This is a genomic window from Streptomyces zingiberis (assembly GCF_012034935.1).
Taxonomy (GTDB): domain Bacteria; phylum Actinomycetota; class Actinomycetes; order Streptomycetales; family Streptomycetaceae; genus Streptomyces; species Streptomyces zingiberis.
Genome location: NZ_JAATEN010000028.1, coordinates 24,584 through 49,916, shown reverse-complemented (window position 1 = coordinate 49,916; position 25,333 = coordinate 24,584). Strand labels below are relative to the sequence as shown.

The window sequence follows — 25,333 nt, the reverse complement described above, 5'->3', positions numbered from 1 at the left end:
CCGCCCCGCGGGGCCCGCCGCCGGGCGCCGCCGTCCCGGGCAACGCCCGCAGGCGTGGAGAATCTCCGCATACGACACTCGCGTAAGCTGGGCGGGACACGTCCGGTACCGCCCCCGGCCCGCCCCGAACCGGGGCCCGCGGACTGGAACGGAAGGCCGTACTTTCGTGAACACTTCCCCTCCCCCCGAGGCCAAGGACCGCCCCGCCAGGCTCCCCGTCGGGGTCGTCGGCGCCGGCCGTGTCGGGCCCGCGCTCGCCGCCGCGCTGCGGCTCGCCGGGCACCGCCCCGTGGCCGTCTCGGGCGTCTCCGACGCCTCGTTGCGGCGGGCCGCGGAGTTTCTCCCCGGGGTGCCCGTGGTGACCCCGGCGGAGGTCCTCGCCCGCTCCGAACTCGTCCTGCTGACCGTCCCGGACGACGCCCTGCCCCGGCTGGTGAAGGGGCTCGCGGAGACGGGCGCCGTCCGCCCCGGCCGGCTCCTGGTGCACACCTCCGGCCGCTACGGCACGGAGGTGCTGGCGCCCGCCACCCGGGCCGGGGCGCTGCCGCTCGCCCTGCACCCGGTGATGACGTTCACCGGTACCCCCGTGGACGTCCAGCGCCTGGCGGGCTGCTCGTTCGGCGTGACGGCGCCGGAGGAGCTGCGGCTCGCCGCCGAGGCGCTGGTCATCGAGATGGGCGGGGAACCGGAGTGGATCGCGGAGGAGGCCCGCCCGCTGTACCACGCGGCGCTCGCGCTGGGGGCGAACCACCTGGTGACGCTGGTCGCCCAGTCCCTCGACCTGCTGCGCGCCGCCGGCGTGGGCGCCCCGGACCGGATGCTCGGCCCGCTGCTCGGCGCCGCCCTGGACAACGCCCTGCGCTCCGGGGACGCCGCGCTCACGGGGCCGGTCGCCCGGGGTGACGCCGGGACGGTCGCGGCCCATGTCGCCGAGTTGCGCGAACACGCGCCGCAGGCCGTCGCCGGTTATCTGGCCATGGCCCGCGCCACCGCCGACCGGGCCATGGCCTCCGGTCTGCTCAAGCCCGAGCTGGCCGAGGATCTGCTGGGCGTGCTCGCCGAAGGAGGCAGCCGATGACCGCCGCAGGGGACGGGGCGCCCGGGCGCCCCGCGCACACCGGGACGGCCGCCCACGCGCCGGACGCCGCCCCCACCGCTCCCAGCTCCGCCGCTTCAAGCCCCGCCGCCCCCGCCGCCCTTCACACCCCCGTCACGGGAGCGGCCACCCCTTCCGCTCCCGCGCTGGTCCGCGCCGCCGCCGGCCTCCGCGCGCTCGGACGCGAGGGGGAGCGGGCCGTGGTGATGACGATGGGCGCCCTCCACGAGGGGCACGCCGGCCTCATCCGCGCCGCCCGCGAGCGGGTCGGCCCCGGCGGGCAGGTCGTCGTCACCGTCTTCGTCAACCCGTTGCAGTTCGGTGCCGGCGAGGACCTGGACCGCTATCCGCGCACCCTCGACGCCGACCTGGCGCTCGCCGCCCGGGAGGGCGCGGACATCGTCTTCGCGCCCCCGGTGGAGGAGGTCTATCCCGGTGGTGAGCCACAGGTCCGGGTCGCCGCGGGCCCCATGGGCGAGCGGCTGGAAGGCGCCAGCCGCCCCGGCCACTTCGACGGGGTGCTCACCGTCGTGGCCAAGCTGCTCCATCTCACCGCCCCGGACCTCGCCCTCTACGGCGAGAAGGACGCCCAGCAACTGGCGCTGATCCGGCGCATGGCACGCGATCTGAACTTCCCCGTCCGGATCGAGGGCGTCCCGACCGTGCGGGAGCCCGACGGGCTCGCCCTGTCCAGCCGTAACCGCTATCTCTCCGGGCCGGAGCGGCGGACCGCGCTGGCCCTCTCCCGCGCGCTGACGGCGGGCCGGGACGCCGCCCCCGCCGGGCCGGGGGCCGTACGCGCCGCGGCGCGCTCCGTGTTCGAGGCGGCGGAACGCGCCGAACCGCCGCTGGAGACGGACTACGTGGCGCTGGTCGACCCGGCGGACTTCACCGAGGCGGCAGCGGACCACCGCGGCGCGGCCGTCCTCGCGGTGGCGGCCCGGGTGGGCACCACCCGGCTGATCGACAACATACGCCTGTCCTTCGGAGCCGCCCGATGAGCAGCCCGAACAGCCCGAACAGCCCGACCAGCCCGACCAGCCCCCACGGCCCGAACAGCCCGGGCACCCCCCGCGCCGGGGCCGGTACCGGCGGGGCGCACGGTCCCCGGAGCACGCCGGCGCCCCCGCCGGGCGGCGCCCCCGTGCCGCTGGACGGAACCCCCGTCCCGGAGGGGCTCGCGCTGGCCGCGCCGCCGCCCGGCTGGGCCGTCACCGCGGATGTCGTGGTGGTCGGCTCCGGTGTGGCCGGGCTGACCGCCGCCCTCCGCTGCGCGGCCGCCGGTCTGCGGACCGTCGTCGTCACCAAGGCGCGGCTGGACGCCGGCTCCACCCGCTGGGCGCAGGGCGGCATAGCGGCCGCCCTCGGCGAGGGCGACACCCCGGAGCAGCACCTCGACGACACCCTCGTCGCCGGGGCCGGGCTCTGTGACGCGACGGCCGTCCGCGCCCTGGTCACCGAGGGCCCCGCCGCCGTGCGCCGGCTGATCGGCAGCGGCGCCCGCTTCGACACCGACGCGGTGACCGGCGAGATCCTGCTGACCCGGGAGGGCGGCCACCACCGCCGCCGCATCGCCCACGCGGGCGGGGACGCGACGGGCGCGGAGATCTCCCGCGCGCTGGTCGAGGCGGTCCGCGAGGCCGGGGTGGAGACCGTCGAGAACGCCCTCGTCCTGGACCTCATGAAGGACGGGGGCGGACGCGCCGCGGGCGTCACCCTGCACGTCATGGGGGAGGGGCGGCGGGACGGCGTGGGCGCCGTGCGCGCCCCCGCGGTGGTGCTCGCCACCGGCGGCATGGGCCAGATCTTCGCCGCCACCACCAACCCGGCGGTCTCCACCGGCGACGGGGTGGCGCTGGCGCTGCGCGCCGGGGCCGAGGTGTCGGACCTGGAGTTCGTCCAGTTCCACCCCACCGTGCTCTTCCTCGGCCAGGGCGCCGAGGGGCAGCAGCCGCTGGTGTCGGAGGCGGTGCGCGGCGAGGGGGCCCACCTGGTCGACGCGGACGGCGTCCGCTTCATGCTCGGCCGCCACGAACTCGCCGAGCTGGCGCCCCGGGACATCGTCGCCAAGGGCATCATGCGCCGGATGCGGGAGACCGGCGCGGACCACATGTACCTCGACGCCCGCCACTTCGGCGCCCGGATGTGGGCCCACCGCTTCCCGACGATCCTGGCCGCCTGCCGGGCGCACGGCATCGACCCGGTGACGGAGCCGATCCCCGTCTCCCCGGCCGCGCACTACGCCAGCGGCGGCGTCCGCACCGATCTGCGCGGGCGGACCACCGTGCCCGGCCTCTACGCCTGCGGTGAGGTGGCGTGCACCGGCGTGCACGGCGCCAACCGGCTGGCCTCCAACTCCCTGCTGGAGGGGCTGGTCTTCGCCGAACGCATCGCCGGGCACATCGCCGCGGGCTCCGCCGGGGAAGACGCGGGCCCCCCCGAGGCCGCCGCCACCGAGGCCACCCCGGGGCGGCCGGAACCCGGCGCGCCCCCCGGCGGCCCGCTGCTCGCCCCCGGGGAGCGCTACGCCGTCCAGCGCGTCATGACCGCGGGCGCCGGTGTCCTCCGCAGCGAGGAGGGCCTGGCCGAGGCCGCGGCGGCCCTGGACCGGCTGCACACCGCGGCCGCCGCGGCGCTGCGCGAGGACGGCAAGACGGCCGAGCCCTGTGTGGAGAGCTGGGAGGCGACCAATCTGCTGCTGGTCTCCCGCGTCCTGGTGGCCGTCGCCCGCGCCCGTGAGGAGACCCGCGGCTGCCACTGGCGCGAGGACCGGCCGGACCGGGACGACACCCGCTGGCGCCGCCACCTCGTCGCCCGGCTGGGTCCCGCCGCGCGACTGGCGATCACCTCCACGGACACGGCAGACTTCCCGCCCGTACGCCCCGGCGCGGGCGCCCCGGACGACCCCGGTGCCGCCTCCCCGGCGGCTTCCGTGGCCACCGCCCGCCGGAGGCCCGCGCGGCCGTCCGGCACGAACCACCCCGAAGGGACATCTGGTGAACACCCCTGACCGTCCACAGCCCGTGGACCTTCCGCTGCTCCAGATCGGCGGCCCCTCCGCCGGGGCGGACGTCGGCGGGTGCGGCGACTCCTGCGGCTGCGGCGCCGGCGCCGACGAGTTCGCCGATCACGAGCTGGGCCCCCTGGAGTGCGGCCTCGACCCCGATCTGGCCGAGTTGCTGGCGCTCGCCGGGCTCGACCCCGTCCAGGTGGAGGACCTCGCGCACCTCGCCATCGAGGAGGACCTCGACCACGGGGTGGACGTCACCACCGTCGCCACGATCCCCGAGGACGCCGTCGCCACCGGCGACTTCACGGCCCGTCAGGCCGGCACCGTCGCCGGGCTCCGGGTCGCCGAGGCGGTCCTCTCGGTGGTCTGCACCGACGAGTTCGAGGTCGAGCGGCATGTGACCGACGGGGACCGCGTCGAGGCCGGCCAGAAGCTGCTCACCGTCCGCACCCGCACCCGCGACCTCCTCACCGGGGAGCGCAGCGCCCTCAACCTGCTCTGCCGCCTCTCCGGCATCGCCACCGCCACCCGCGCCTGGGCCGACGCGCTGGAGGGCACCGGAGCCTCCGTCCGCGACACCCGCAAGACCACCCCGGGCCTGCGCTTCCTGGAGAAGTACGCGGTGCGCTGCGGCGGCGGGCGCAACCACCGCATGTCGCTCTCCGACGCCGCCCTGGTCAAGGACAACCACGTGGTGGCGGCCGGCGGGGTGGCGGCCGCGTTCAAGGCCGTGCGGAGCGAGTTCCCCGACGTGCCCATCGAGGTCGAGGTGGACCGCCTGGACCAGATCGAGCCGGTGCTCGCCGAGGGGGCCGACCTGATCCTGCTCGACAACTTCACCGTGGAGGAGACCCGCGAGGCCGTCGCCCTGGTCGCCGGCCGGGCCCGGCTGGAGTCCTCCGGCGCCCTCTCCCTGGAGAACGCCCGCGCCTACGCGGAGACCGGTGTCGACCATCTCGCCGTCGGCGCGCTCACCCATTCCGCCCCGATCCTCGACATCGGCCTCGACCTGCGGGACGAGCCGTGGACCGGCGCGGACACGCCCGCCGGTGCCCCGGGCGGCGCCGACGGCCCGGAGGCGTGAGGCCCGATGCTGCTCACCATCGACGTCGGCAACACCCACACCGTGCTCGGCCTGTTCGACGGTGAGGACATCGTCGAGCACTGGCGGATCTCCACCGACGCCCGCCGTACCGCCGACGAACTCGCCGTGCTGCTCCAGGGGCTGATGGGCACGCACCCGCTGCTCGGGGAGGAGCTCGGCGACGGCGTCGAGGGCATCGCCGTCTGCTCCACCGTCCCCTCCGTCCTGCACGAGCTGCGCGAGGTCACCCGCCGCTACTACGGGGACGTGCCCGCGGTGCTGGTGGAGCCGGGGGTCAAGACCGGGGTGCCGATCCTCATGGACAACCCGAAGGAGGTCGGCTCCGACCGGATCATCAACGCCCTGGCCGCCGTCGAGCTCTACGGCGGCCCGTGCGTGGTCGTCGACTTCGGCACGGCCACCACGTTCGACGCGGTCTCGGCGCGCGGTGAGTACGTCGGCGGCGTGATCGCCCCCGGTATCGAGATCTCGGTGGACGCCCTCGGGGTGCGCGGCGCGCAGCTCCGCAAGATCGAGCTGGCCCGGCCGCGCAGCGTCATCGGCAAGAACACCGTCGAGGCCATGCAGTCCGGCATCCTCTACGGCTTCGCCGGCCAGGTCGACGGCGTCGTGGGCCGGATGGCCGCCGAGCTGGCCGACGACCCCGACGACGTCACGGTGATCGCCACCGGGGGGCTGGCGCCGATGGTGCTGGGCGAGTCCGCCGTCATCGACGAGCACGAGCCGTGGCTGACCCTCATCGGCCTGCGGCTGGTCTACGAGCGCAACGTCGCACGCGGCTGACCCCGGCGGGGCCCGGGCGGCCCGTCCCGTCCCCGGCTCCGGCCGGTCCCGTCCCGGCTCCGGCCCGGGTCCCGGTCACTCCGGGGCCCGGGCCCGTTCCGTTCCCGCGGTCGACGCGCGCCCCCCGCTCCGGGAGCCGGGTGCCCGGCTCCCGCCGGGTCCCCCTATGGGCGGCGGGGGCGGCCGGGACTGCGGGGACTGCGGGGGCGGCGGGGACTGCGGGATTCCGTGGACTGCGCGGACCGCGCCGGTTCCGTGGATTCCGCCGGACGGTCTCACTGGCACGCCCGGCGGCGCCATCCCGGGGAAGAATGTCCGGTAAGTGGTAAAAATCTGTTTATGCCCATGCCTCTAGACTCCCGCGGCGCCCTGGCGTTCAGCGCCGACGAAGTGTCCGTTCTCCGCCGGGCCCTGGCGCTCGCCCTGCGATCCGGCCCGCTCCCCGACGCCCCGGGCCCACGGCCCGCGGGCCGCCGGGAACTGGAGTGTCTCGCCGAGCACACCGCCGAAGCGGTGCGGGAGAGCGGCAGACTGCGCGCCTTCCTCCAGGCGGATCTGGCCCGCTACCGGGCGGCGCTCCCCGGCGCGGCCACCGGCTACCTGGCGTTGCTCGACCGGGTGGCCGCCGATGGCCGGACCCCCGGCCGGGAGGACGTCGCGGCCCTCCGCTCCCTGTGTGCGGATCCGGCGGTCGGGCCGGCCGCCGCGACGCGCGGCAGGGCGCTGCTGCGCCGCTGCGGGGTCCCGCCCGGGCGCTCCGCCCCGGAGCGGTGCGCGAGGGCCGGCGGAGCGGGTGACGGCCCCGTGGTGACCCTTCCCGGGGCTCCGGTGGGGGAACCGCGGTGCCCCGGCGGCGGGCGGGCCGCTGTCCCCGTCCCCGCCCGCGTCCCGGCCCGGGCCGGTGAACCGTCCGCGCCCTCCGTCGTCGCGGCCCCTGAGGCCACTCCTGCCCCCCTTGCCGTGCCTGCCGTGCCGCCTCCCGCCCGCACCGCCGTCCGCCGCCGGCCGGGGGTGCCGTGGGGTGTGACGGCCCGGGTGCCCGGAGCGGCCGGGGCGGCGGAAGCGGCCGGAGCGGCCGGAGCGGCCGGAGCGGCCGGGCCGGAGGAGCCGCCCGCCGAGCGGGGGAACCGCCGGCGCGCACGGCCGGCGACGGAGGGGAAGCCCCCGGCGGCCCGCCCGGAGCGGCCCGCCCGTCCGGACGAGGCGGAGTCTCCCGCCGGCCCCCGGCCGCCCGCCCGGCCGGTGCCCACCCCGGCCGAGGTGTTCCCGCCGCGCAAGCGCCCCGCCCCGCCCCGGCGGCCGGAGGAGAAGCGGACGGGCGGCTGAGGACCGCCGCGCGGACCGCCGTGGCCGTCTCGCTACTCTGGTCGGTATGGAATACGTTGCCGCGCTTCTGCCCTCCACGGTCATGGCCGTGGCCTTCATCGCGCTGATCGTGACGATCGTGAAGAGCCAGGGCGGGGCGAACAAGGCCAAGGAGGACGCCGCCGTCGACGCGGCCCTGGAGCGCGCCGAGGCGGCCCGCCGGCCGGTCTCGCCGGAAGGCCCCACTCCCTCCTGACCGGCCGGTCCGCCCTCCCTCCATCCCTTCCCCCTCATCCCGTTCTCCGGTGCCCCGGCCGCGTGAATGCGCGCGGTCCGGGTCCGGGTGTTCCCGGACCGCGCGCCTTTCGCTGTCCGAATCGCCGGAATTCGCGGGTTTTGGCGCTAGGGTTTTCGGGTGCCTCGACCATTGGGTGAGCTCGAAGACGCGGTGATGACCCGGGTGTGGCGGTGGAACCGCCCGGTCACCGTCCGGGAAGTTTTGGAGGACCTTCAGCGGGAACGCTCCATCGCCTACACCACCGTCATGACGGTATTGGACAACCTGCATCAGAAGGGCTGGGTCCGCAGAGAGGCCGAAGGCCGGGCCTATCGATATACGGCCGTCTCCACCCGCGCCGCCTACTCCGCAGCGCTCATGAACGAGGCCTGGGCCGCCAGTGACAACCGGGCCGCGGCCCTCGTCGCCTTCTTCGGCATGATGTCGGAGGAAGAGCGCGAGGCTCTCCGTGATGCCATCCGCGTCGTGCGGCTGGACGGTCCCGATGCCGAGCCGGAGGACGCGGGGCGATAGCGTCCCCACATGTCCCCGGTAACAAATGAGGTCACTGTGCGGCGGGCGCGGACGAGCGATGTCCGGGCCATCCGCCGACTCATCGACGGCTACGCGCGCGACGGTATCCTGCTCGACAAAGCGACCGTGACGCTTTACGAGGACATCCAGGAGTTCTGGGTGGCCGAGTGCGGGACGGCGGACGCCGCCGGCGGCCGCGGCGCGGGGGAAGCGGGCGAGGTGGTCGGCTGCGGCGCCCTCCATGTGATGTGGGAGGACCTCGCCGAGGTCCGCACCCTCGCCGTGGACCCGCGGGCCAAGGGGCTCGGCGTGGGTCACCTGCTGCTCGAGAAATTGGTACAGACCGCGCGCGGCCTCGGGGTTCGCCGTATTTTCTGTCTTACCTTCGAAGTCGACTTCTTCACCCGCCACGGCTTCACCGAGATCGGGGACACCCCGGTCGACGGCGATGTCTACAGCGAGCTGCTCCACTCCTATGACGAGGGCGTGGCGGAGTTCCTCGGGCTCGAACGGGTGAAGCCGAACACCCTGGGCAACAGCCGTATGCTTCTTCATCTGTGACGTGCCGTTAATCACGGCCCTCCCCCGTGGCCGGCCGTCCCGGGCCCCGGCTCCGGGATCTGCCGGACGTCCTTCCCGGCATCTCTTCCGGGCCCGCCGAAGTCCGGGTGCACCCGCTCCGGACTTCGGCGGGTCATCGCCATCACTTCGATCTGACTTCCCGTGCTCTTCGCCGCCCCGGACCCGCTCTTCACCGGACGCCTTCGGGGACTCCAAACCCATACCCTATGTCCGAATCGCGCACCTTTCTCGGGCAGCGGTCCGGCAAGAACCCGCTCCGGGGGTTTGTGTTTTCCCGGGAAAAGCGGTTTGCTTTCCGTCGTACTGCTTTTTGGATGAAAGGGAATCCGGTGGCTCAGAAGGTTCAGGTCCTTCTCGTCGACGACCTCGACGGCGGTGAGGCTGACGAGACCGTCACGTTTGCCCTCGACGGCAAGACGTACGAGATCGACCTCACCACCGCCAACGCGGACAAGCTCCGTGATCTGCTGGAGCCGTACACCAAGAAGGGCCGGCGCACCGGTGGCCGCGCCTCCGGCGGCCGGGGGAAGGCCCGTTCCGCCGCGTCCGGCGGCGGCAGCCAGGACACCGCGAAGATCCGCGCGTGGGCCAAGGAGAACGGTTACGAGGTGAACGACCGCGGCCGTGTCCCCGCCACGGTGCGTGAGGCCTACGAGAAGGCGAACGCCTGAGGTCCGTGCCCGGCCGCGGTGCCGGGGCCTCCTTAGGGAGTCCCGCACGGCGGACGCCGGTGCCGGCCGCGCCCGGACGCGCGGCCGCGGGGATCCGGGGGTGGCCGCCGTGCCGCCCCCGGACCCGTGTCCCGGGGCCCCGCCCCGTGCCCTTGGGCGCGTCTGCGCGGTGACCACCCACGGTGACGTCGGCCGGGGGCGTCACCTCCGGTGACGCGGCGGTACGGCGGGCGCCCCGGCCGGTCGATCGGGCCGTGACCCGGTGGCCCGGGCCGTCGGCGGGTTCCCGGCCCCGCTCTGCCCCGACTCCGGTCCTGCCCCGCTGCCCTGCCCCGCTGCCCGTGCCGCACCGCCGCCGGCGCCGGATTCCCATCCGGCCGGGAGCCGGACCGCGGCGCGTCCCTGCCCCGCCACATGCCCCGCCCGCTGGTGCCCCGGGGCCCGTCCGGCGGCCCCCGGCACCGGCTGCTTCGCCGGTCCCGGCCTCCGGACGCACGGACCCGTGGTGCGCCACTGCTCGACCCGCCGTTCCCCCGCGCCCGGCCCCCCGCGTGACGGCCGACGGGACCCCTGCCTCTCGCCGAAGATGTACGCGCCCGGCCCGGGCCCCGTGGCCTCGTGCCCCCGTGGCAACGCGGCCCCGTGAGCTCCGTCCAGCGGCCCCGGGGCCGGTTCCCCGAGCGGGGTGCGGCGCTGTCCGGACCGCCCCGCGCCACCCTGTCCGCGTCGCCGGGCCCGGCCGTGGCGATGAGTAACCGAATCGGCCGGAATGGTTACGGAGCGTCGATCCGCGGGTACGTCCAGTCGTAGCGATCGGGTGAGTGGAGCGCTCAAGGGGGCGCAACGGTGTTCGCCCGTAGCTGAGCGACGGGGGTCGCGCCGCATGGACCGCCGGTCCCCGGGGGTAAAGACTTGCCTAGTGGGGAGGGACGGAGCGCGGTTCCGCGGGGAGCAGGCACCGCCCGGCGTTCGCCATCGGCGTACTGCCGGCGCGGGTGGAGGCCTGGCCTGCGGGAACATCGTCTCGCACCATCGGGTTGGAGCTGTTGTCGGCTGTCCGGGGCAGGAGCCGGGGCAGGAGACTGGTGAGAGCACGTCCCCGTAACCGTCGGGGGTGATCCGGACGGGTGTCGGCAGATGGAATGAGCTGTCCCCGGTTGCGGGACTAGCATGCGGAAGGACAGGGAGGGGACCGTCCCCGATCTGCCCGACCGCTCTGAGGAGCGATTAACGATGTTCGAGAGGTTCACCGACCGCGCGCGGCGGGTTGTCGTCCTGGCTCAGGAAGAAGCCCGGATGCTCAACCACAACTACATCGGCACCGAGCACATCCTCCTGGGGCTGATCCACGAGGGTGAGGGTGTCGCCGCTAAGGCACTGGAGAGCCTCGGGATTTCGCTCGAGGCGGTCCGCCAGCAGGTGGAGGAGATCATCGGTCAGGGCCAGCAGGCCCCGTCCGGCCACATCCCCTTCACCCCCCGTGCCAAGAAGGTCCTGGAGCTGTCGCTCCGGGAGGCCCTTCAGCTCGGCCACAACTACATCGGCACCGAGCACATCCTGCTCGGCCTGATCCGCGAGGGCGAGGGCGTCGCCGCCCAGGTCCTCGTGAAGCTGGGCGCCGATCTCAACCGGGTGCGGCAGCAGGTCATCCAGCTGCTCTCCGGCTACCAGGGCAAGGAGGCCGCCACCGCCGGCGGCCCGGCCGAGGGCACGCCTTCGACCTCCCTCGTCCTGGACCAGTTCGGCCGTAACCTCACGCAGGCCGCCCGCGAATCCAAGCTCGACCCGGTCATCGGGCGCGAGAAGGAGATCGAGCGGGTCATGCAGGTGCTCTCCCGCCGTACGAAGAACAACCCGGTGCTCATCGGCGAGCCCGGCGTCGGCAAGACGGCCGTCGTCGAGGGCCTGGCCCAGGCCATCGTCAAGGGCGAGGTGCCCGAGACCCTCAAGGACAAGCACCTCTACACCCTCGACCTGGGCGCCCTGGTCGCCGGCTCCCGCTACCGCGGTGACTTCGAGGAGCGCCTGAAGAAGGTGCTCAAGGAGATCCGCACCCGCGGCGACATCATCCTGTTCATCGACGAGCTGCACACCCTGGTGGGCGCGGGCGCCGCCGAGGGCGCGATCGACGCCGCCAGCATCCTCAAGCCGATGCTGGCCCGTGGCGAGCTCCAGACCATCGGCGCCACCACGCTCGACGAATACCGCAAGCACCTGGAGAAGGACGCCGCCCTGGAGCGGCGCTTCCAGCCCATCCAGGTCGCGGAGCCGTCGCTGCCGCACACCATCGAGATCCTCAAGGGCCTGCGCGACCGCTACGAGGCGCACCACCGCGTCTCCATCACGGACGCCGCCCTGGTGGCCGCCGCGACCCTCGCCGACCGCTACATCTCCGACCGCTTCCTGCCGGACAAGGCGATCGACCTGATCGACGAGGCCGGCTCCCGGATGCGCATCCGCCGGATGACCGCGCCGCCGGACCTCCGCGAGTTCGACGAGAAGATCGCGGGCGTCCGCCGGGACAAGGAGTCCGCGATCGACTCCCAGGACTTCGAGAAGGCCGCCTCGCTCCGCGACAAGGAGAAGCAGCTCCTGGCCCAGAAGGCCAAGCGGGAGAAGGAGTGGAAGGCCGGCGACATGGACGTCGTCGCCGAGGTCGACGAGGAGCTGATCGCCGAGGTCCTCGCCACGGCCACCGGCATCCCGGTCTTCAAGCTCACCGAGGAGGAGTCCTCGCGGCTGCTCCGCATGGAGGACGAGCTGCACAAGCGCGTCATCGGCCAGAAGGACGCCATCAAGGCGCTCTCCCAGGCGATCCGGCGCACCCGCGCGGGTCTGAAGGACCCGAAGCGGCCCGGTGGCTCGTTCATCTTCGCCGGCCCGTCCGGTGTCGGTAAGACGGAGCTGTCCAAGACGCTCGCCGAGTTCCTCTTCGGTGACGAGGACGCGCTGATCTCCCTCGACATGTCGGAGTTCAGCGAGAAGCACACCGTCTCCCGCCTCTTCGGTTCGCCCCCCGGCTACGTGGGCTACGAGGAGGGCGGCCAGCTCACCGAGAAGGTGCGGCGCAAGCCGTTCTCCGTGGTCCTCTTCGACGAGGTCGAGAAGGCCCACCCGGACATCTTCAACTCGCTGCTGCAGATCCTGGAGGACGGTCGGCTGACCGACTCCCAGGGCCGGGTCGTGGACTTCAAGAACACGGTCATCATCATGACGACCAACCTCGGCACCCGGGACATCTCCAAGGGCTTCAACCTCGGCTTCGCGGCCCAGGGCGATGTCCAGACCAACTACGAGCGGATGAAGAACAAGGTCAACGAGGAGCTCAAGCAGCACTTCCGGCCGGAGTTCCTCAACCGTGTCGACGACACGGTGGTCTTCCACCAGCTCACCGAGGACAACATCATCAGGATCGTCGACCTGATGATCGCCAAGGTGGACGAGCGCCTCAAGGACCGCGACATGGGCATCGAGCTCAGCGGCGAGGCCAAGTCCCTGCTGGCCAAGAAGGGCTACGACCCGGTGATGGGCGCCCGGCCGCTGCGCCGGACGATCCAGCGCGAGATCGAGGACCAGCTCTCGGAGAAGATCCTCTTCAGCGAGCTGCGCCCCGGTCACATCGTGGTCGTGGACGTCGAGGGCGAGGGTGACCAGAAGAAGTTCACCTTCCGCGGCGAGGAGAAGTCCGCTCTGCCGGACGCCCCTCCGATCGAGTCCGCGGCGGGTGGCTCGGGCCCGAACCTGAGCAAGGAGGCGTGACCGCTCGCGCGGAGCGGTAGCCGGCCCGGAGCGGCCCCGGAACCTGAGGGTTCCGGGGCCGCTCCCCGGTCGGGGCCTGCGCCGCCCCGGCCGCCCCGGCGGTTCTCCCGGCGGCCGACGGTGGACGACGGGCGCCCGCGGTCGCCCGCTCCCCGGTCGCCCGCTCCCCGGGCGGCCGAGGCACACGGGCCCGCCGCCGGACGTCGCCCGCCCGTGCGTTCAGCGGCGGGTGGCCACGGTGACCGGGTCCGGCAGCCGGCCGACGCCCCGGAGCCCGTGAACGGCGGTGTGGTGCAGGAGCACCACCCGCAGCCGCTCCAGCCCCGCGAGCGGGGACAGGTCGGTCCCGGGCAGTGCCCGGTCCCCGGCCGGTTCCCGGACTTCGAGGTACACGACCCCGGGGAAGTGGCCGGGGACGGCGGACAGGTCCACCGGCTCGCCCCCGGTGCGGTGGATGACGAGATCGGTGACGCCGGGCAGGGCCGCGGCGCCCCGGCGGTGGGCCAGCGACCGGTCCGCGACATGGAGGGTGCGCAACGCGGGGAGCGCGCTCAGCCCGTCCCAGTCGGCCGGGTCGCGGGGGCTGCTCTCCGGGCCGAGCAGCAGGCGGTCCAGCCGGGGCCAGCGGCCGATGCCGCGCAGACCGCCCTCCGGGCGGCGCGATCCGGAGGCCACGACGGAGGTCAGCGGGGCGCCGGGCGGGAGGTCGTCCAGCCGCCAGTCCGCTTCGGGCAGGTCGAGGACCAGCCCTTCGAGCGCGGTCAGGGAGCGCAGGGGTGCCAGGGTGGGCACGCGCAGTGCGGACAGCGTCAGGTTCCGCAGCGGCAGCCCGGCGATGTCCGTGAGCCCCGGCAGGTCACCGCAGTCGGTGAGGGACAGCGCCCGCAGGTCCTTCAGCGGCCGCAGCACGGTGACGTCCCAGCCGGCGGTGAACCGGATCATCAGATGGGTCAGCCGGGTCCGCGTGGCGTAGCCCGGCAGCGCCGCCGCCGTCCGCGCCCCGCGCACGTCCAGCCGCGCCCGGCCGCCCAGTTCGCCGAGCACGGTGAGCTGTTCCGGGCTCTGGACGGTGAAGTACAGGTCGTCGTGGTGGAGGTGGGCCAGCACCTCCTCGGCGTAGTCCCGGGTGTCGAACCGCGACCAGGCCCAGGCGAGCTGGGACCGGACCGCCAGGTTCCGGTGGTCGCGGAAACGGGTGAGGAAGGGCAGGGCCGCGGCGGACTCGATGTGGCTGGCGGTGATGACGACGGTGGCCGCCGCGGAGTCCGTCAGCTCCTCCGGGCCCGGCAGGAGTTCCAGGACGAGCGGTCCGGCCGCCGCGAGTTCCCGGGCGCCCTCCGGGCCGGAGGGCGGGATCAGGGCCGCGGTGCGTTCCTCGACGGCCGTCCGCACCGCCGGGTCCAGTTCCACCGCGTGTTCCAGGCAGGCCGCCGCCAGCAGGTGGAGCCGCATCCGGGTGGCCGGGTCCCCGGCCCGGTCGCCGGCGGCGGTCAGCTCGCGGAGGATCTCCGCCCGTTCGCGCGGGCGGGCGTGGGCGACGGACATCCGGATGACGTCCTCCCACTGGGCGTCGGCCGCGTTGCGGACGAGCAGCCCGATGTCCCACTCCTCGACGGCGGCCTTGGCGCCCAGGAAGTCCTGGAAGGTGCGGTGGACGAACTCCACGGTGCCGTCGGCCGGTTCGCGCAGCAGGCCGCTGCGGAGCAGGAGATGGCGCAGGATCCGCGGGGCGTCGCCCTGGCGCGCGGCGGCCGGAACCGAGGGCAGCGCGTCGCCGATCATGCGCTCCGCGTGCTCGCGGGCCAGCTCCGTGCGGCCGTTGCGGATCAGCCAGTGGGCGATCCGCTGGAGGAGCTGGATCTGCGGCTCCTCGGTGAGCTGGATGTCGCCCGGCACCGGGATGTCCCGTTCCAGGTCGCGCCGGGAGAGCAGCATGCGCAGCGCCTCCTCGTACAGCTCCTTGCGGCCGGGTGGCAGATAGCCGTTCCGGGCCCGGTGCAGGGCGCAGACCATGGCGCACATCAGGGGGTTGGTGACGAGCCGGCCGAGGTCCCGCTGGGTGTGGACGGCCGCCCGCAGGGCGGTGCGGAGGCCGTCCAGCCCGGCGGCGTGCTCCGGGGTGCGGCAGCCGGCGCGGGCAGCGGCGTGCCAGCGGTCGATGAAGGAGGCCACGTCCTCGCGGCTCATCGGGGCGAGGGCCAGCTCCGCGAAGTCCTGGCCGGCGAGCCAGTGGCCGCCGACGGCGGAGGGGCGGGAGGTGACCAGCCAGAGGTTGCCCGGGTAGGCGATCAGCAGGTCGGCGAGCCAGCCGCGGGCGCGTTCCCGCTCCCGTTCCGGGATCTCGTCCAGCCCGTCGATCAGCAGCAGGCCGCGGTCGGCGCGGAGGACGCGGTCGGCCCAGCCCTCGGGCTGCGCGGAGTGCAGCGGGTTGCGCGCGGCGGCCAGGAAGGCGCCGGGGGAGGGAAGGGAGCCGGCGCGGACGAGGCTGCGCAGCGGCAGCACGAACGGCACCCGGTCCCCCAGCTCCTCCGCCATGCCGGCGGGGGGTTCCCGGCGCGCGGCGGTGACCGCCAGCCACTGGATGAGGGTGGTCTTCCCGGAGCCGGCGGCCCCGCGCAGCAGGACGCGCCGCCGGCCGCTGAAGAGCCGCTCGGTGGGGAGCGGGACCGGCGCCGGCTCCGCCGCGGCCGGTGTCCAGCCGTCGGTGCCTTCCAGGCCGTAGAAAGGGTCGCCGGGGGAGCCGGGGGCGCCGCCGCGGGCCGGCTCGCGCTCGGTCAGCTCCAGGCCGAGGTAGGCGGTGTCGAGCGGCCAGGCGGCCTCCGTGTGGTGGAGGTCGATGCCGACGATCGTCAGCGTGCCGTGCTTCCGCGCGACGTACTCCGCGTAGCGGCGCTCGAACTCGGCGTCGCGGCCGTCCGGGCGGGGGAGGCGTGCCAGTACCTCGTCCGTCTTGGCGATCAGTTCGGCCTGGCGGCGGGCCTGCTCCACCGCCGAGCGGGCCACGAACGTGGAGCGCCGGCTGAAGAAGTGCAGGACGTGCAGGCAGGCCGTCTCCAGGAGCCGCTCGTGGAGGCGGGCCGCGTCGGAGCCCAGCCCCCGCTCGGGGTGGCCGGAGGCGCGGCGCAGCTCCCGGGCGAGCGCCAGGTGGCCCAGTTCGACGGCCTGGACGTCGGTCATGGACAGCTCGCCGAGGGCGGACAGGGTCCGGGCCAGCGCGTCCGTGACCGCGCCCTCCTCGTCCCCGGTCACCGGGCGTTCGCCCGCCGTGACGGCGCGGTGGACCAGCTCGGCGGAGAGGCGGCGCAGATCGCCCTCGGTGAGGGTGCGCTTCTCGCCCGTGAAGGACAGGTGCCGGGAGAGCCGGACGGGCCGGTCCGTCAGGCCCGCGCCCGGGCCCTCCTGGACGAAGAGTCTCTTGATCAGCGGTGTGACGACGCTCGACGCCAGGCGCGCGCCGGCCACTGCGGGATCCATCCCAGCCCCCCGGGTCTCCGTGTCCGTCCCCTGCGTGCCTCCGGGCGCCGCGGCACCTCGTGGGCCCATGTTCCCCCGCGGTGACGCCCTTTGCGGCGGGCTCAGCCTAGTGGCGCGGCACCGCACGGACGGCCGCGGACCGGTGGCACCGTGCCCTCTCCGAACGGCCGGGCCGTCGCGCCGCCCCGGGCGGCGGGCCGCCGCCCCTGACGGAAGGTGCGGTACCGGCACCTCTTCCAGGCCGTGCGGGGGCGGGGGCGGCGACGGGCTTCGCGGCGGCCCCGGGGTCCGCGTCCTCCGGGCCGGTCCGGTGTTCCCCGGGGCCCGGCGGGTCCGGCCGGACGCACGGCGGCGGAGGGACCGCTCGCACTCCTCCTTCCGTCGGCGGGTCCGGACCCTTCGGCGGATGCCGGCGGCCGGACGGCCCGCCTAGCGTCGCCGGCATGGCACTCTCACCCCCACGAACCCGCCTGTCACCCCCCACGCGGATCGGCGTCGCGCTGGCCGCCGCCGCGCTGGCCCTGACCGGCTGCTCCGGCGGAATCGGCACGGCGGCGGCGGCCGCCGTGCCGGCCGCGCCCGCGCCCACCCCGGACCCGGTCGAGTGGGAGGAGTGCGGGAAGGGCCTGGACTGCGCCACCGTCGAGGTGCCGCTGGAGTACACCGACCCCGATGGTGAGCGGATCCCGCTCGCCGTGACCCGGCACCGCGCCACCGATCCGGACCGGCGTATCGGCAGCCTGTTCATCAACCCCGGCGGCCCGGGGGTGCCGGCCACCGAGACGGTCGCCTCCATCGACGCCGCCGAGGGCACGGGCCCCTACTCGCCCGAGGTCGTCGCCCGGTTCGACGTCGTCGGGGTGGACCCGCGCGGGGTCGGCGAGTCCGGGGCCGTGCGCTGCCTCACCGACGAGCAGCGGGCCGAGCAGGCGGCCGAGGACCGCGACCCGGCCCTCCCCGGCGGGAAGCGGTTCGGCGAACTGCTCGCCGACGCCCGCACCTTCACCCAGGGCTGCCTGGACCACCAGAGCCCCGAGTTCCTGGCGAGCCTGTCCACCGACAACGTGGCCCGGGACCTGGACCAGGTGCGTGCCGCGCTCGGCGAGGAGAAGATCACCTTCTACGGTGCCTCCTACGGGACGGTGGTGGGCCCCATGTACGCCACGCTGTTCCCCGGCCGCGTGCGCCAGATGGTGATCGACGCCCCGGTCGACACCGGCCTGTGGCAGAACGACCCGCTGCGGCTCCTGGACGAGGTCGCCCGGTCCAACGAGGAGACGCTCGACGCCTGGTTCGACACCTGCCGCTCCGAGGGCGTGCAGGTGTGCGCCTTCGGCGACGGTGACCCCGAGGCCGCGTTCGACGCGCTGATCGCCGAGTTGGAGGCGGAACCGCTGAAGGTGCCGCCGACGGAGGGCGGTTCGCCGGGCGGCACGCTCGACGGGGCGATGGCCCTGGAGGCGGTGCGGGCCGCGGCGGGCAGCCGGCTGCTGTGGCCCACGCTCACCGCGAGCCTGCTCGCCGCGGAGCGGGGCGACGGCAGGGCCCTGCACTTCGTGGCCTCGCTGATCACGATCGCGCCGTTCGGCGCCCCGTTCGCCACCCTCCAGGAGCCGCACAACGGCGTCCGGTGCGTCGACTGGCCGGAGCTGGACGACCTGTCCGAGCACCGGGCCGCGGCGAAGAAGATCACCGCACGCGGCGAACGGCTCGGCAGCCGGGCCGCCTACAGCGCGCTCAACTGCGCGCTGTGGCCCGTCGCGAACGAGGACCGTTTCACCGGGGAGCTCACCGGCGCCGGCGCCCCGCCGATCCTGGTGGTCGGCGGCCGGCTGGACAACGTCTCCCCGCACCACTGGGCCGAGTCCATGGCGGACCGGCTGGAGGGCGCCGTCCTGCTCACCCGTGAGGGCGTCGGCCACGTCTCCTACCGCACCAGCGGCCCGTGCGTCGACAAGGCCGTGGACGCCGTACTGATCGACGGCAGGCAGCCGGCCGACGGCACCGTCTGTGACGACACACCCCCCGCCACCACCCGGCCGCCCGGCGCGTAGGCGGGCCCGGGGCGGCACGGACCGCGGTCCGTGCCGCCCCGGCGGGCGCCGGGCTCTCCCCCGGCGGGCGCCGGGCTCTCCCCCGGAGGGCCCGGCTCACCCGTTCACGGGCCCGGGCCGCACGGCCGGACCCGCTCAGGGCGGGACCGGCCGTGAGCGGCGGGGTGGCCGGGCCCTGGCCGGGGTCCTCGCCCCGGCCACCGCGATCCGGCGCGGCGGGACCGCCGGAGCCCTTGCCGGACGTTCCCCGACCGCTCGCGGCCACGGGGAACGGCGGCCACCGGGAGGAGCGGTCACCGGGAACATCGGCCGCTGAGACCATGGGACACACATCAAGGCACGGACCGGTGAGCGGAGGGGTGGGAACCGTGGTGCGGACACCCCGGGAGGTGGTGCGTGGCCGGGTGGCCGACGCCGCCCTGATCGCGGTGGCCGCCGTCGTGGCGCTGATCACGGTGGTGGACCAGGTGAAGGGCCCGGTGCCGGTGTCCGCCTGGGCCCTGTACGCGGATTGGGTCACGGGGGCGCTCGGCCTCCTCGCGCTGGGGTGGCGGCGGCGGTTCCCGGTCGTGATCGGCGTCGCCCTGGCCGTGGCCAGTTCGTTCTCGGAGACGGCCGCCCCGGCCGCGGTCGTCGCCCTGTTCACCGTCGCGGTGCACCGCCCGGCCAGGGCGACGGCCGCCGTGTGCGGAATCAGCCTCGCGGCGCTCGGCGTGTACCAGCTGCGGTGGCCCGAGGACGCGGCCCCGCAGCTCACGGTGTTCGTCATCATCGGGCTGGGGCACCTCGCCACCGTGGCGTGGGGGATGTCCGTGCGCAACCGCCGGGCCCTGGTCGCCTCCTTGCGGGAGCGGGCGCTGGCGGCCGAGGCCGAGGCGCGGCTCCGGGCCGAGCGCGCCGAGCGGGAGGCACGGGACGCCCTGGCGCGGGAGATGCACGACGTCCTCGGACACCGGCTCTCGCTGCTCAGCGTCCATGCGGGCGCTCTCGCCTTCTCCCAGGGCGCGCCGGCCGAGGACCGGGCGCGGGCGGCCGAGGTGGTCCGGGAGAACGCGCACCGGGCCCTCCAGGACCTCCGTGAGGTGATCGGGGTGCTCCGGGCCCCGGTGGGCGAGCTGCCGCTGCCGGGGGCCGGGGACATCCTGGAGCTGATCGACGAGGCCCGCCGGGCGGGCACGCCGGTCGAGCTGCGGGACGAGGCCGGGGTGACGACCGGGGAGCGGAGTCTCCCGGGGACGCAGGGCCACACGCTCCACCGCCTCGTGCAGGAGGGGCTGACCAATGTGCGCAAGCACGCCGCGGGCGCGCCGGTGGTGGTGCGGATCACCGGCCGGCCCGGGGACCACGTGAGCGCCGAGGTGGTGAACGCGGCGCCGGCGGGCCCGCCCCCGCACCCCGGCGGTTCGGCGGTCGGGCTGCGCGGGCTGGGGGAGCGCGCCCGGCTGGTGGCCGGGCGGCTCGACCACGGGCCGACGGACGCGGGCGGCTGGCGGGTCCGGCTCCGGCTACCCTGGCCGTCGTGATCCCTCCCCTGCCCGCCGGTGAGGCGCCCGACGGTGACGCGGGCGGCGCCCGGCCGGTCATCGACGTGCTGGTGGCCGACGACGACCCCGTGGTCCGGTTCGGGCTGAGGATGATGCTGGGCGGAGCGCCTGACCTGCGGGTGGTGGCCGAGGCCGGCGATGGCGCGGAGGCGGTGGAGCTGGCCCGGCGCCACCGGCCCGACGTGGTGCTGATGGACATCCGGATGCCCGGCACCGACGGGCTCACCGCCACGGAGACCCTGCGCGCCCGGCCGTCCGCCCCGCAGGTCATGGTGCTCACCACCTTCGACGCCGACGCCCACGTGCTCCGTGCCCTCAGGGCCGGTGCGGCGGGGTTCCTCCTCAAGGACACCCCGCCGGACGAGCTCGTCCTGGCGATCCGGCACGCGGCGCGGGGGCGCCCGGTGCTCTCGCCCGAGGTGACGCGCCGCCTCATCGCGCGGGTCGCGGAGGCGGGCCAGGACACGCGGCGGGACGCCGCCCGGCGCCGTCTCGGTGTGCTCGCCGACCGGGAGCGGACGGTCGCGGCCGAGATCGGCGCCGGGCGCACCAACGCGGAGATCGCCGCGCGGCACCACCTCGGCCTGACCACGGTCAAGACCCACGTGTCGGCGATCCTCGCCAAGCTGGACCTCAACAACCGGGTGCAGGTGGCCCTGCTCGTGCAGGAGGCGGGGGCCCTCCCCCCGGAGTGACCGGACCGGCGCGCCCGCCGTCCCCCGCGGGCCCCCGGGGACCGGTTGTCCGGCCGCGCCCCGCGGCCGGACGCCGCCCGGGCGGTCCGGACCTCCCCCGGCTGAGCGGCGGCCCGCCGTTCCCCGGCACCCTCCGGTGCCGGTACGCGAGACGGCCGGGCAGCCGGCCGGAGGGGGAGCCCCGCACCCCCTCGGGAGGAGCCCCGCACCCGCTCGGGAGGAGCCCCGCACCGCCCTTCCGCCCCTGTTACCGGTGACGTGTCCCACGTGGCGCGCATCACGTACGAGCGCCGATAGGAGCGGGGACGGGCCGGTTCCGCCCGGATCCGGAGGGGGTCCGTACGCGGAGTCACCGCGGCGTGACGGGATGGGGCGGTTTGCCCACCCCATGGGCGGGGGAGCGGTCGCGATCCGTGCCCCCGTGAGGGCGTCCCGGGCCCGGGTCCGGTGCCGGTGGCGAGGTGATCGCCAGGTCGGCGCGTGGGGGATTTGTTCCTATCTGACCTAGTAGAGGGGGGTCTTGAACCCCCTCCCCGGTCTGGGTTACCAAGGTAGGGCGCAAGCGGACATCTGCCGCGAAACGCGCACTCCCCCCACTCAGGAGGTAACTCCTTATGTTCAAGCACGCCCAGTTCCTGACCAGCATGACTCCCCTGAGCCGTCGCGCCGCCCTGATGGCCGCCGGTGCCGGAGCCACCGCCGCGCTCGGGACCGGTGTCGCGCTTGGTACGCAGGGTGGCGCGGACATCGCGCCCCAGACCACGGCGACCCAGGTGGCCGAGTCCACGACCGGCGTCAGCGCGCTGAAGGCCCAGGCGGGTGCCCAGCAGAAGGCCGCCGGCGCGACGGCCACGGCGCAGAAGGCCGCCGCGAAGCCCGCTGCCACCCCTGCTTCCTGGGTGAAGCCGGTGGACAGCTACACCAAGGGCCCGGGCTTCGGTCTCGGCGGTGACCGCTGGTCGCACAAGCACTCCGGGCAGGACTTCGCCGCGCCCACCGGCACCTCGGTGAAGAGCGCGCACGGCGGCACCGTGGTCCAGGCCGGCTGGGGTGGGTCCTACGGCAACAACATCGTGGTGAAGCACGGCGACGGCGTCTTCACCCAGTACGGCCACCTCTCGAAGATCACCGTCCCGGCCGGCACCCAGGTGAAGACCGGGCAGGAGATAGGCAAGGTCGGCTCCACCGGTAACTCCACCGGTCCGCACCTGCACTTCGAGACCCGGACGACTCCGAACTACGGTTCCGGTGTCAACCCGGTGGCCTTCATGGCCCAGCGCGGCGTCCAGCTGTGACGGAAGGCGGTATCCCTCCGCTCCGCGGGTCCTCCGCGACCTGAGGCGGTGAGCACCGGGCGGCCCGGCCGATCAGCCGGGCCGCCCGGCCGTGCCGCCGCCGTCGGCCGCGGTGATCAGATCGAGGGCGACCTCGAGGATGGCGGCACGCTTCTCCTCGGGGTCGCCCTCGATGTCGCGCAGGGCGAAGGTGCCCGCGTGGATGGTGAAGAGCGCGCTGATCGCCCGTACCTGCCCGGACAGCGGCGCGTCCTCCTCCCGGATCAGCTCGAAGAGGGCGAACATCCGCTTCTTGAAGGTCTCGCCGACGCTCAGGTCCCGCACCGCCGCCTGGTTCTCCTGGACGAAACGGAAGACCGGGGAGGCCTCGTCGAGGGCGGCGCTGTAGCGGCGCAGCAGCTCCCGCCTGGTCTCCAGGGTCGGGGGCTGCTCCCGTCCCCAGGCGATGAGGTCGTCCAGGGGCCGCGCCAGATCCTGGAAGACGGAGACGAGAATGTCCTCCTTGGTGCGGAAGTGGTAGTACAGCGCGGCCTTGGTGACGTCCAGCTGCTCGGCGATCTCCCGGAGTGAGGTCTTCTCGTAGCCCTGCTGGACGAAGAGGGAGAGCGCGGCGTCCTGGATACGGCGGCGCGTGTCGCCCCGGCGCGTGTGCGGTGTGGCCACGGTGGCTCCCCTGCTCCCCTGTCGTGCGTGCCCCGGCCGGGCGGGCGCGCCGGAGGCCGGCGGTGCCCGCGCCGGGCGCGCGGCTCCGCCCCCGGGCGGCCGGGCCATGACCCCGAATTTACTTGACGCCCGGCAAGTTGGCGGGCTAGCTTCCCACCATACTGCGCTAGCCGGGCGGCAGGTAAGTCGGCCGGGGGTCTTTTCGCACACCCGCGAGGGGTGGGGCCCCCGAGGTCCGCAGCCGTACCGGCCGCGCGCCACCGGAACCGATGCCCTGCGGGGGAGTTACGCCCATGACCCGATCCACCAGCCGGCCCGCGCCCGCCCCCGGGCGATCCGGGCGGACGACGAAGACGCCGCCCGGCGCCCCGCCCGACGGGGCGGAAGACCTCGCCTCCCCCACGGCGGACGCCTCCCCGGAGAGCCCGCCGCCGGGTACCGGGGCGCGCCCCGCCCGCAGCGTCCGCGTGGTGCTGCTCGCGCTGATGATCGCGATGCTGCTCGCCATGCTCGACAACATGATCATCGGCACCGCGATGCCGACGATCGTCGGCGAGCTGGGCGGGCTCAACCACCTCTCCTGGGTGGTGACCGCCTACACCCTGGCCACCGCGGCCTCCACCCCCATCTGGGGCAAGCTCGGCGACCTCTACGGCCGCAAGGGCATCTTCATCACCTCCATCGTGATCTTCCTGATCGGCTCGGTGCTCTCCGGTGCCGCGCAGACCATGGGGCAGCTCATCGGCTTCCGCGGGGTGCAGGGGCTGGGCGCGGGCGGGCTGATGGTCGGCGTGATGGCGATCATCGGCGATCTGATCCCGCCCCGGGAGCGCGGCCGGTACCAGGGGATGATGGCCGGGGTCATGGCGTTCGCGATGATCGGCGGCCCGCTGGTCGGCGGCACCCTCACCGACACCCTCGGCTGGCGCTGGAGCTTCTACATCAACCTGCCGCTGGGCGCGGTCGCCCTGGTCATGGTCTCCACGGTGCTGCACCTGCCGAAGAAGCGGTCCAAGGCCCGGATCGACTACGCGGGCGCCGCGCTGCTCACCGTCGCCATCACCGCGATGGTGCTCGTCACCACCTGGGGCGGGACCGAGTACGACTGGGACTCCCGGGAGATCGTCTCCCTGGCCACCCTCGCCGTGCTCGCCGGCCTGGCGCTGCTGCTGGTGGAACGCCGGGTCGCGGAGCCCGTGCTGCCGCTGCACATCTTCCGCAGCCGCAACTTCTCGCTGATGACGCTGATCGGCTTCCTGGTCGGCTTCGTCATGTTCGGCGCGATGACCTTCCTGCCGCTCTACCAGCAGACCGTGCAGGGCGCGTCGGCCACCAACTCCGGGCTGCTCCTGCTGCCGATGCTGCTCTCCATGATGCTCGTCTCGCTCTTCGCGGGCCGGGCCACCACCCGCACCGGCCGGTACAAGACCTTCCCCATCGCCGGCGGGGCGCTGATCGTCACCGGGCTGTTCCTGCTCTCCACGATGGACACCGGCACCAGCCGGCTCGTCTCGGGCTGCTACATGGCCGTCCTGGGCGCCGGGCTCGGCTTCCTCATGCAGATCACGATGCTCGTGGCGCAGAACAGCGTCGAGATGCGGGACATGGGTGTCGCCTCCTCGACGACCACCCTGTTCCGCACGGTCGGCGGCTCCTTCGGGGTGGCGCTCATGGGCGCCCTCTTCACCCAGCAGGTGCAGGATGCCATGGCCGGGCGCGGCGGGCCCGGTGCCCCCTCCTTCTCCGAGGGCGCGGCGCAGCTCGACGCGGCGAGCCTGGCCGAGCTGCCGGCCGCCGCCCGGGAGGCGTACCAGTCCGCCGTCTCCGCCGGTACGCACATCGTCTTCCTGATCGCCGCGTGCGTGGCCGTGGTCGCCTTCGTGGCGGCCTGGTTCGTGCACGAGGTGCCCCTGCGGGGCGAGGGCCCCGGCGAGGCGTCGGAGGAGCCGGGGAACGCCGGGACGGCCGCGGCCGCGGTGGCGGCGCCGCCCGGATCCGCGGCGGTGACCGGCGGCACGGACGGTGAGACGGGCCCGGGCGAGGCGTCGGCGGAGCCGGGGAACGCCGGTACGGCCGCGGGGCCGGACGGCGCCGCCGGGGGCGGCGGTCCCGCGGCGCCGAAGGAGCCGGCCGGCCGGCCGGGCTGAGCCCCGGTGGGCCGGCGCGGGCCGTCGCCGGCCCACCGGACCGGTGGGCGGTCGGCGAGCCGGGCGGGAGGGCCCGAGGTGTCCCGTGCGTGCCGCTCGCCGTCCCCGCGGGGACCGTCCCGCCGTGATGGGCGCGGGGCACGCTCGTCCCTCGTCTCAGGGCCCTCAAGGGCTCGCCCGGGCCGTCCCGGCCCTCCGGCCGCACCCGGCCCCCGGACCGGGTGCGGCCCGTTCCGGGCGTGTGGACCACGTCCGCGCCGCCCACCGCTGCCCCCGGCCGCGGCCCGGTGCTCCCGGCAGGACTTCGGGCGCCGGGCGCCGGGCGCGGGGAGAACCGCG

Annotated in this window: 18 protein-coding genes; 16 read left to right on the top strand and 2 right to left on the bottom strand. The window is 75.0% G+C overall.

What is annotated here, in order from left to right; all coding sequences use genetic code 11:
• The first annotated feature begins 166 nt into the window (after positions 1 to 166).
• The 11 genes from HCK00_RS24945 to HCK00_RS24895 all read left to right on the top strand — a co-directional run bounded on the left by HCK00_RS24945 (position 167) and on the right by HCK00_RS24895 (position 13,122).
• The gene (locus HCK00_RS24945; RefSeq protein WP_168104293.1) at positions 167 to 1,078 is read left to right on the top strand and encodes a Rossmann-like and DUF2520 domain-containing protein; all 912 of its coding nucleotides are present in this window, start codon (positions 167 to 169) and stop codon (positions 1,076 to 1,078) included.
• The gene (panC, locus tag HCK00_RS24940) at positions 1,075 to 2,097 is read left to right on the top strand and encodes a pantoate--beta-alanine ligase (protein ID WP_168104292.1); all 1,023 of its coding nucleotides are present in this window, start codon (positions 1,075 to 1,077) and stop codon (positions 2,095 to 2,097) included. Before HCK00_RS24945 ends, panC begins: the two co-directional genes overlap by 4 nt.
• On the top strand, positions 2,094 to 4,106 hold the full coding sequence (locus HCK00_RS24935; RefSeq protein WP_168104291.1) for an L-aspartate oxidase: 2,013 nt from the start codon (positions 2,094 to 2,096) through the stop codon (positions 4,104 to 4,106). Before panC ends, HCK00_RS24935 begins: the two co-directional genes overlap by 4 nt.
• The gene (gene nadC, locus HCK00_RS24930; protein ID WP_311765478.1) at positions 4,093 to 5,190 is read left to right on the top strand and encodes a carboxylating nicotinate-nucleotide diphosphorylase; all 1,098 of its coding nucleotides are present in this window, start codon (positions 4,093 to 4,095) and stop codon (positions 5,188 to 5,190) included. The genes HCK00_RS24935 and nadC overlap by 14 nt, the downstream gene beginning before the upstream one ends.
• Positions 5,191 to 5,196: 6 nt before the next feature.
• Entirely contained in the window at positions 5,197 to 5,994 is a 798-nt protein-coding gene (locus HCK00_RS24925) for a type III pantothenate kinase (protein WP_168104290.1), read from the top strand.
• Between the two features lie 345 nt (positions 5,995 to 6,339).
• Positions 6,340 to 7,320, top strand: a complete 981-nt coding sequence (locus HCK00_RS24920; protein ID WP_240966144.1) for a hypothetical protein — start codon at positions 6,340 to 6,342, stop codon at positions 7,318 to 7,320.
• Between the two features lie 46 nt (positions 7,321 to 7,366).
• Complete coding sequence (locus HCK00_RS24915) at positions 7,367 to 7,555, top strand: hypothetical protein (RefSeq protein WP_168104288.1); 189 nt, start codon at positions 7,367 to 7,369, stop codon at positions 7,553 to 7,555.
• 159 nt (positions 7,556 to 7,714) lie between these two features.
• Positions 7,715 to 8,110 (top strand): BlaI/MecI/CopY family transcriptional regulator, encoded by a 396-nt coding sequence (locus HCK00_RS24910; RefSeq protein ID WP_168104287.1) that lies wholly within the window; start codon positions 7,715 to 7,717, stop codon positions 8,108 to 8,110.
• 9 nt (positions 8,111 to 8,119) lie between these two features.
• The gene (locus tag HCK00_RS24905) at positions 8,120 to 8,671 is read left to right on the top strand and encodes an amino-acid N-acetyltransferase (RefSeq protein WP_168104286.1); all 552 of its coding nucleotides are present in this window, start codon (positions 8,120 to 8,122) and stop codon (positions 8,669 to 8,671) included.
• A 350-nt stretch (positions 8,672 to 9,021) separates the two neighbouring features.
• A complete protein-coding gene (locus HCK00_RS24900; RefSeq protein WP_168104285.1) occupies positions 9,022 to 9,363 on the top strand; it encodes a histone-like nucleoid-structuring protein Lsr2 in 342 nt (113 codons plus the stop codon).
• Positions 9,364 to 10,596: 1,233 nt separating this feature from the next.
• Positions 10,597 to 13,122 carry an ATP-dependent Clp protease ATP-binding subunit gene (locus HCK00_RS24895; protein WP_168104284.1) on the top strand — a complete coding sequence of 842 codons (2,526 nt, stop codon included), beginning with the start codon at positions 10,597 to 10,599 and terminating at the stop codon, positions 13,120 to 13,122.
• A 219-nt stretch (positions 13,123 to 13,341) separates the two neighbouring features.
• Here HCK00_RS24895 and HCK00_RS24890 read toward each other — a convergent pair whose 3' ends face one another.
• On the bottom strand, positions 13,342 to 16,596 hold the full coding sequence (locus HCK00_RS24890; protein WP_168104283.1) for an NACHT domain-containing protein: 3,255 nt from the start codon (positions 16,594 to 16,596) through the stop codon (positions 13,342 to 13,344).
• A gap of 443 nt (positions 16,597 to 17,039) precedes the next feature.
• Here HCK00_RS24890 and HCK00_RS24885 point away from each other — a divergent pair, with 443 nt between their 5' ends.
• The 4 genes from HCK00_RS24885 to HCK00_RS24870 all read left to right on the top strand — a co-directional run bounded on the left by HCK00_RS24885 (position 17,040) and on the right by HCK00_RS24870 (position 22,184).
• Positions 17,040 to 18,650 (top strand): alpha/beta hydrolase, encoded by a 1,611-nt coding sequence (locus HCK00_RS24885; protein ID WP_168104282.1) that lies wholly within the window; start codon positions 17,040 to 17,042, stop codon positions 18,648 to 18,650.
• Between the two features lie 368 nt (positions 18,651 to 19,018).
• Positions 19,019 to 20,173 carry a sensor histidine kinase gene (locus tag HCK00_RS28590; protein WP_206320929.1) on the top strand — a complete coding sequence of 385 codons (1,155 nt, stop codon included), beginning with the start codon at positions 19,019 to 19,021 and terminating at the stop codon, positions 20,171 to 20,173.
• Entirely contained in the window at positions 20,173 to 20,889 is a 717-nt protein-coding gene (locus tag HCK00_RS24875; RefSeq protein WP_311765480.1) for a response regulator transcription factor, read from the top strand. Before HCK00_RS28590 ends, HCK00_RS24875 begins: the two co-directional genes overlap by 1 nt.
• Before the next feature lie 614 nt (positions 20,890 to 21,503).
• Complete coding sequence (locus tag HCK00_RS24870; protein WP_240966143.1) at positions 21,504 to 22,184, top strand: M23 family metallopeptidase; 681 nt, start codon at positions 21,504 to 21,506, stop codon at positions 22,182 to 22,184.
• A gap of 72 nt (positions 22,185 to 22,256) precedes the next feature.
• Here the strand turns inward: HCK00_RS24870 and HCK00_RS24865 are convergent, their stop codons facing one another.
• Positions 22,257 to 22,847: a TetR/AcrR family transcriptional regulator gene (locus HCK00_RS24865; protein ID WP_311765477.1), complete on the bottom strand. Its 591-nt coding sequence runs from the start codon at positions 22,845 to 22,847 to the stop codon at positions 22,257 to 22,259.
• Positions 22,848 to 23,140: 293 nt separating this feature from the next.
• On the opposite strand from HCK00_RS24865, the gene HCK00_RS24860 reads away from it, so the two are divergent.
• On the top strand, positions 23,141 to 24,994 hold the full coding sequence (locus HCK00_RS24860) for an MDR family MFS transporter (RefSeq protein ID WP_206320928.1): 1,854 nt from the start codon (positions 23,141 to 23,143) through the stop codon (positions 24,992 to 24,994).
• The last annotated feature ends 339 nt before the right edge of the window (positions 24,995 to 25,333 follow it).

What these genes read in the sequence shown, in the direction of transcription:
- HCK00_RS24890 (WP_168104283.1), bottom strand. Translation starts at nt 16,596, where the DNA reads ATGGATCCCGCAGTGGCCGGCGCGCGCCTGGCGTCGAGCGTCGTCACA.
- HCK00_RS24905 (WP_168104286.1), top strand. Translation starts at nt 8,120, where the DNA reads ATGTCCCCGGTAACAAATGAGGTCACTGTGCGGCGGGCGCGGACGAGC.
- HCK00_RS24935 (WP_168104291.1), top strand. Translation starts at nt 2,094, where the DNA reads ATGAGCAGCCCGAACAGCCCGAACAGCCCGACCAGCCCGACCAGCCCC.
- HCK00_RS24895 (WP_168104284.1), top strand. Translation starts at nt 10,597, where the DNA reads ATGTTCGAGAGGTTCACCGACCGCGCGCGGCGGGTTGTCGTCCTGGCT.
- HCK00_RS24925 (WP_168104290.1), top strand. Translation starts at nt 5,197, where the DNA reads ATGCTGCTCACCATCGACGTCGGCAACACCCACACCGTGCTCGGCCTG.
- HCK00_RS24885 (WP_168104282.1), top strand. Translation starts at nt 17,040, where the DNA reads ATGGCACTCTCACCCCCACGAACCCGCCTGTCACCCCCCACGCGGATC.
- HCK00_RS24870 (WP_240966143.1), top strand. Translation starts at nt 21,504, where the DNA reads ATGTTCAAGCACGCCCAGTTCCTGACCAGCATGACTCCCCTGAGCCGT.
- HCK00_RS24920 (WP_240966144.1), top strand. Translation starts at nt 6,340, where the DNA reads ATGCCTCTAGACTCCCGCGGCGCCCTGGCGTTCAGCGCCGACGAAGTG.
- panC (WP_168104292.1), top strand. Translation starts at nt 1,075, where the DNA reads ATGACCGCCGCAGGGGACGGGGCGCCCGGGCGCCCCGCGCACACCGGG.
- HCK00_RS24915 (WP_168104288.1), top strand. Translation starts at nt 7,367, where the DNA reads ATGGAATACGTTGCCGCGCTTCTGCCCTCCACGGTCATGGCCGTGGCC.
- HCK00_RS24860 (WP_206320928.1), top strand. Translation starts at nt 23,141, where the DNA reads ATGACCCGATCCACCAGCCGGCCCGCGCCCGCCCCCGGGCGATCCGGG.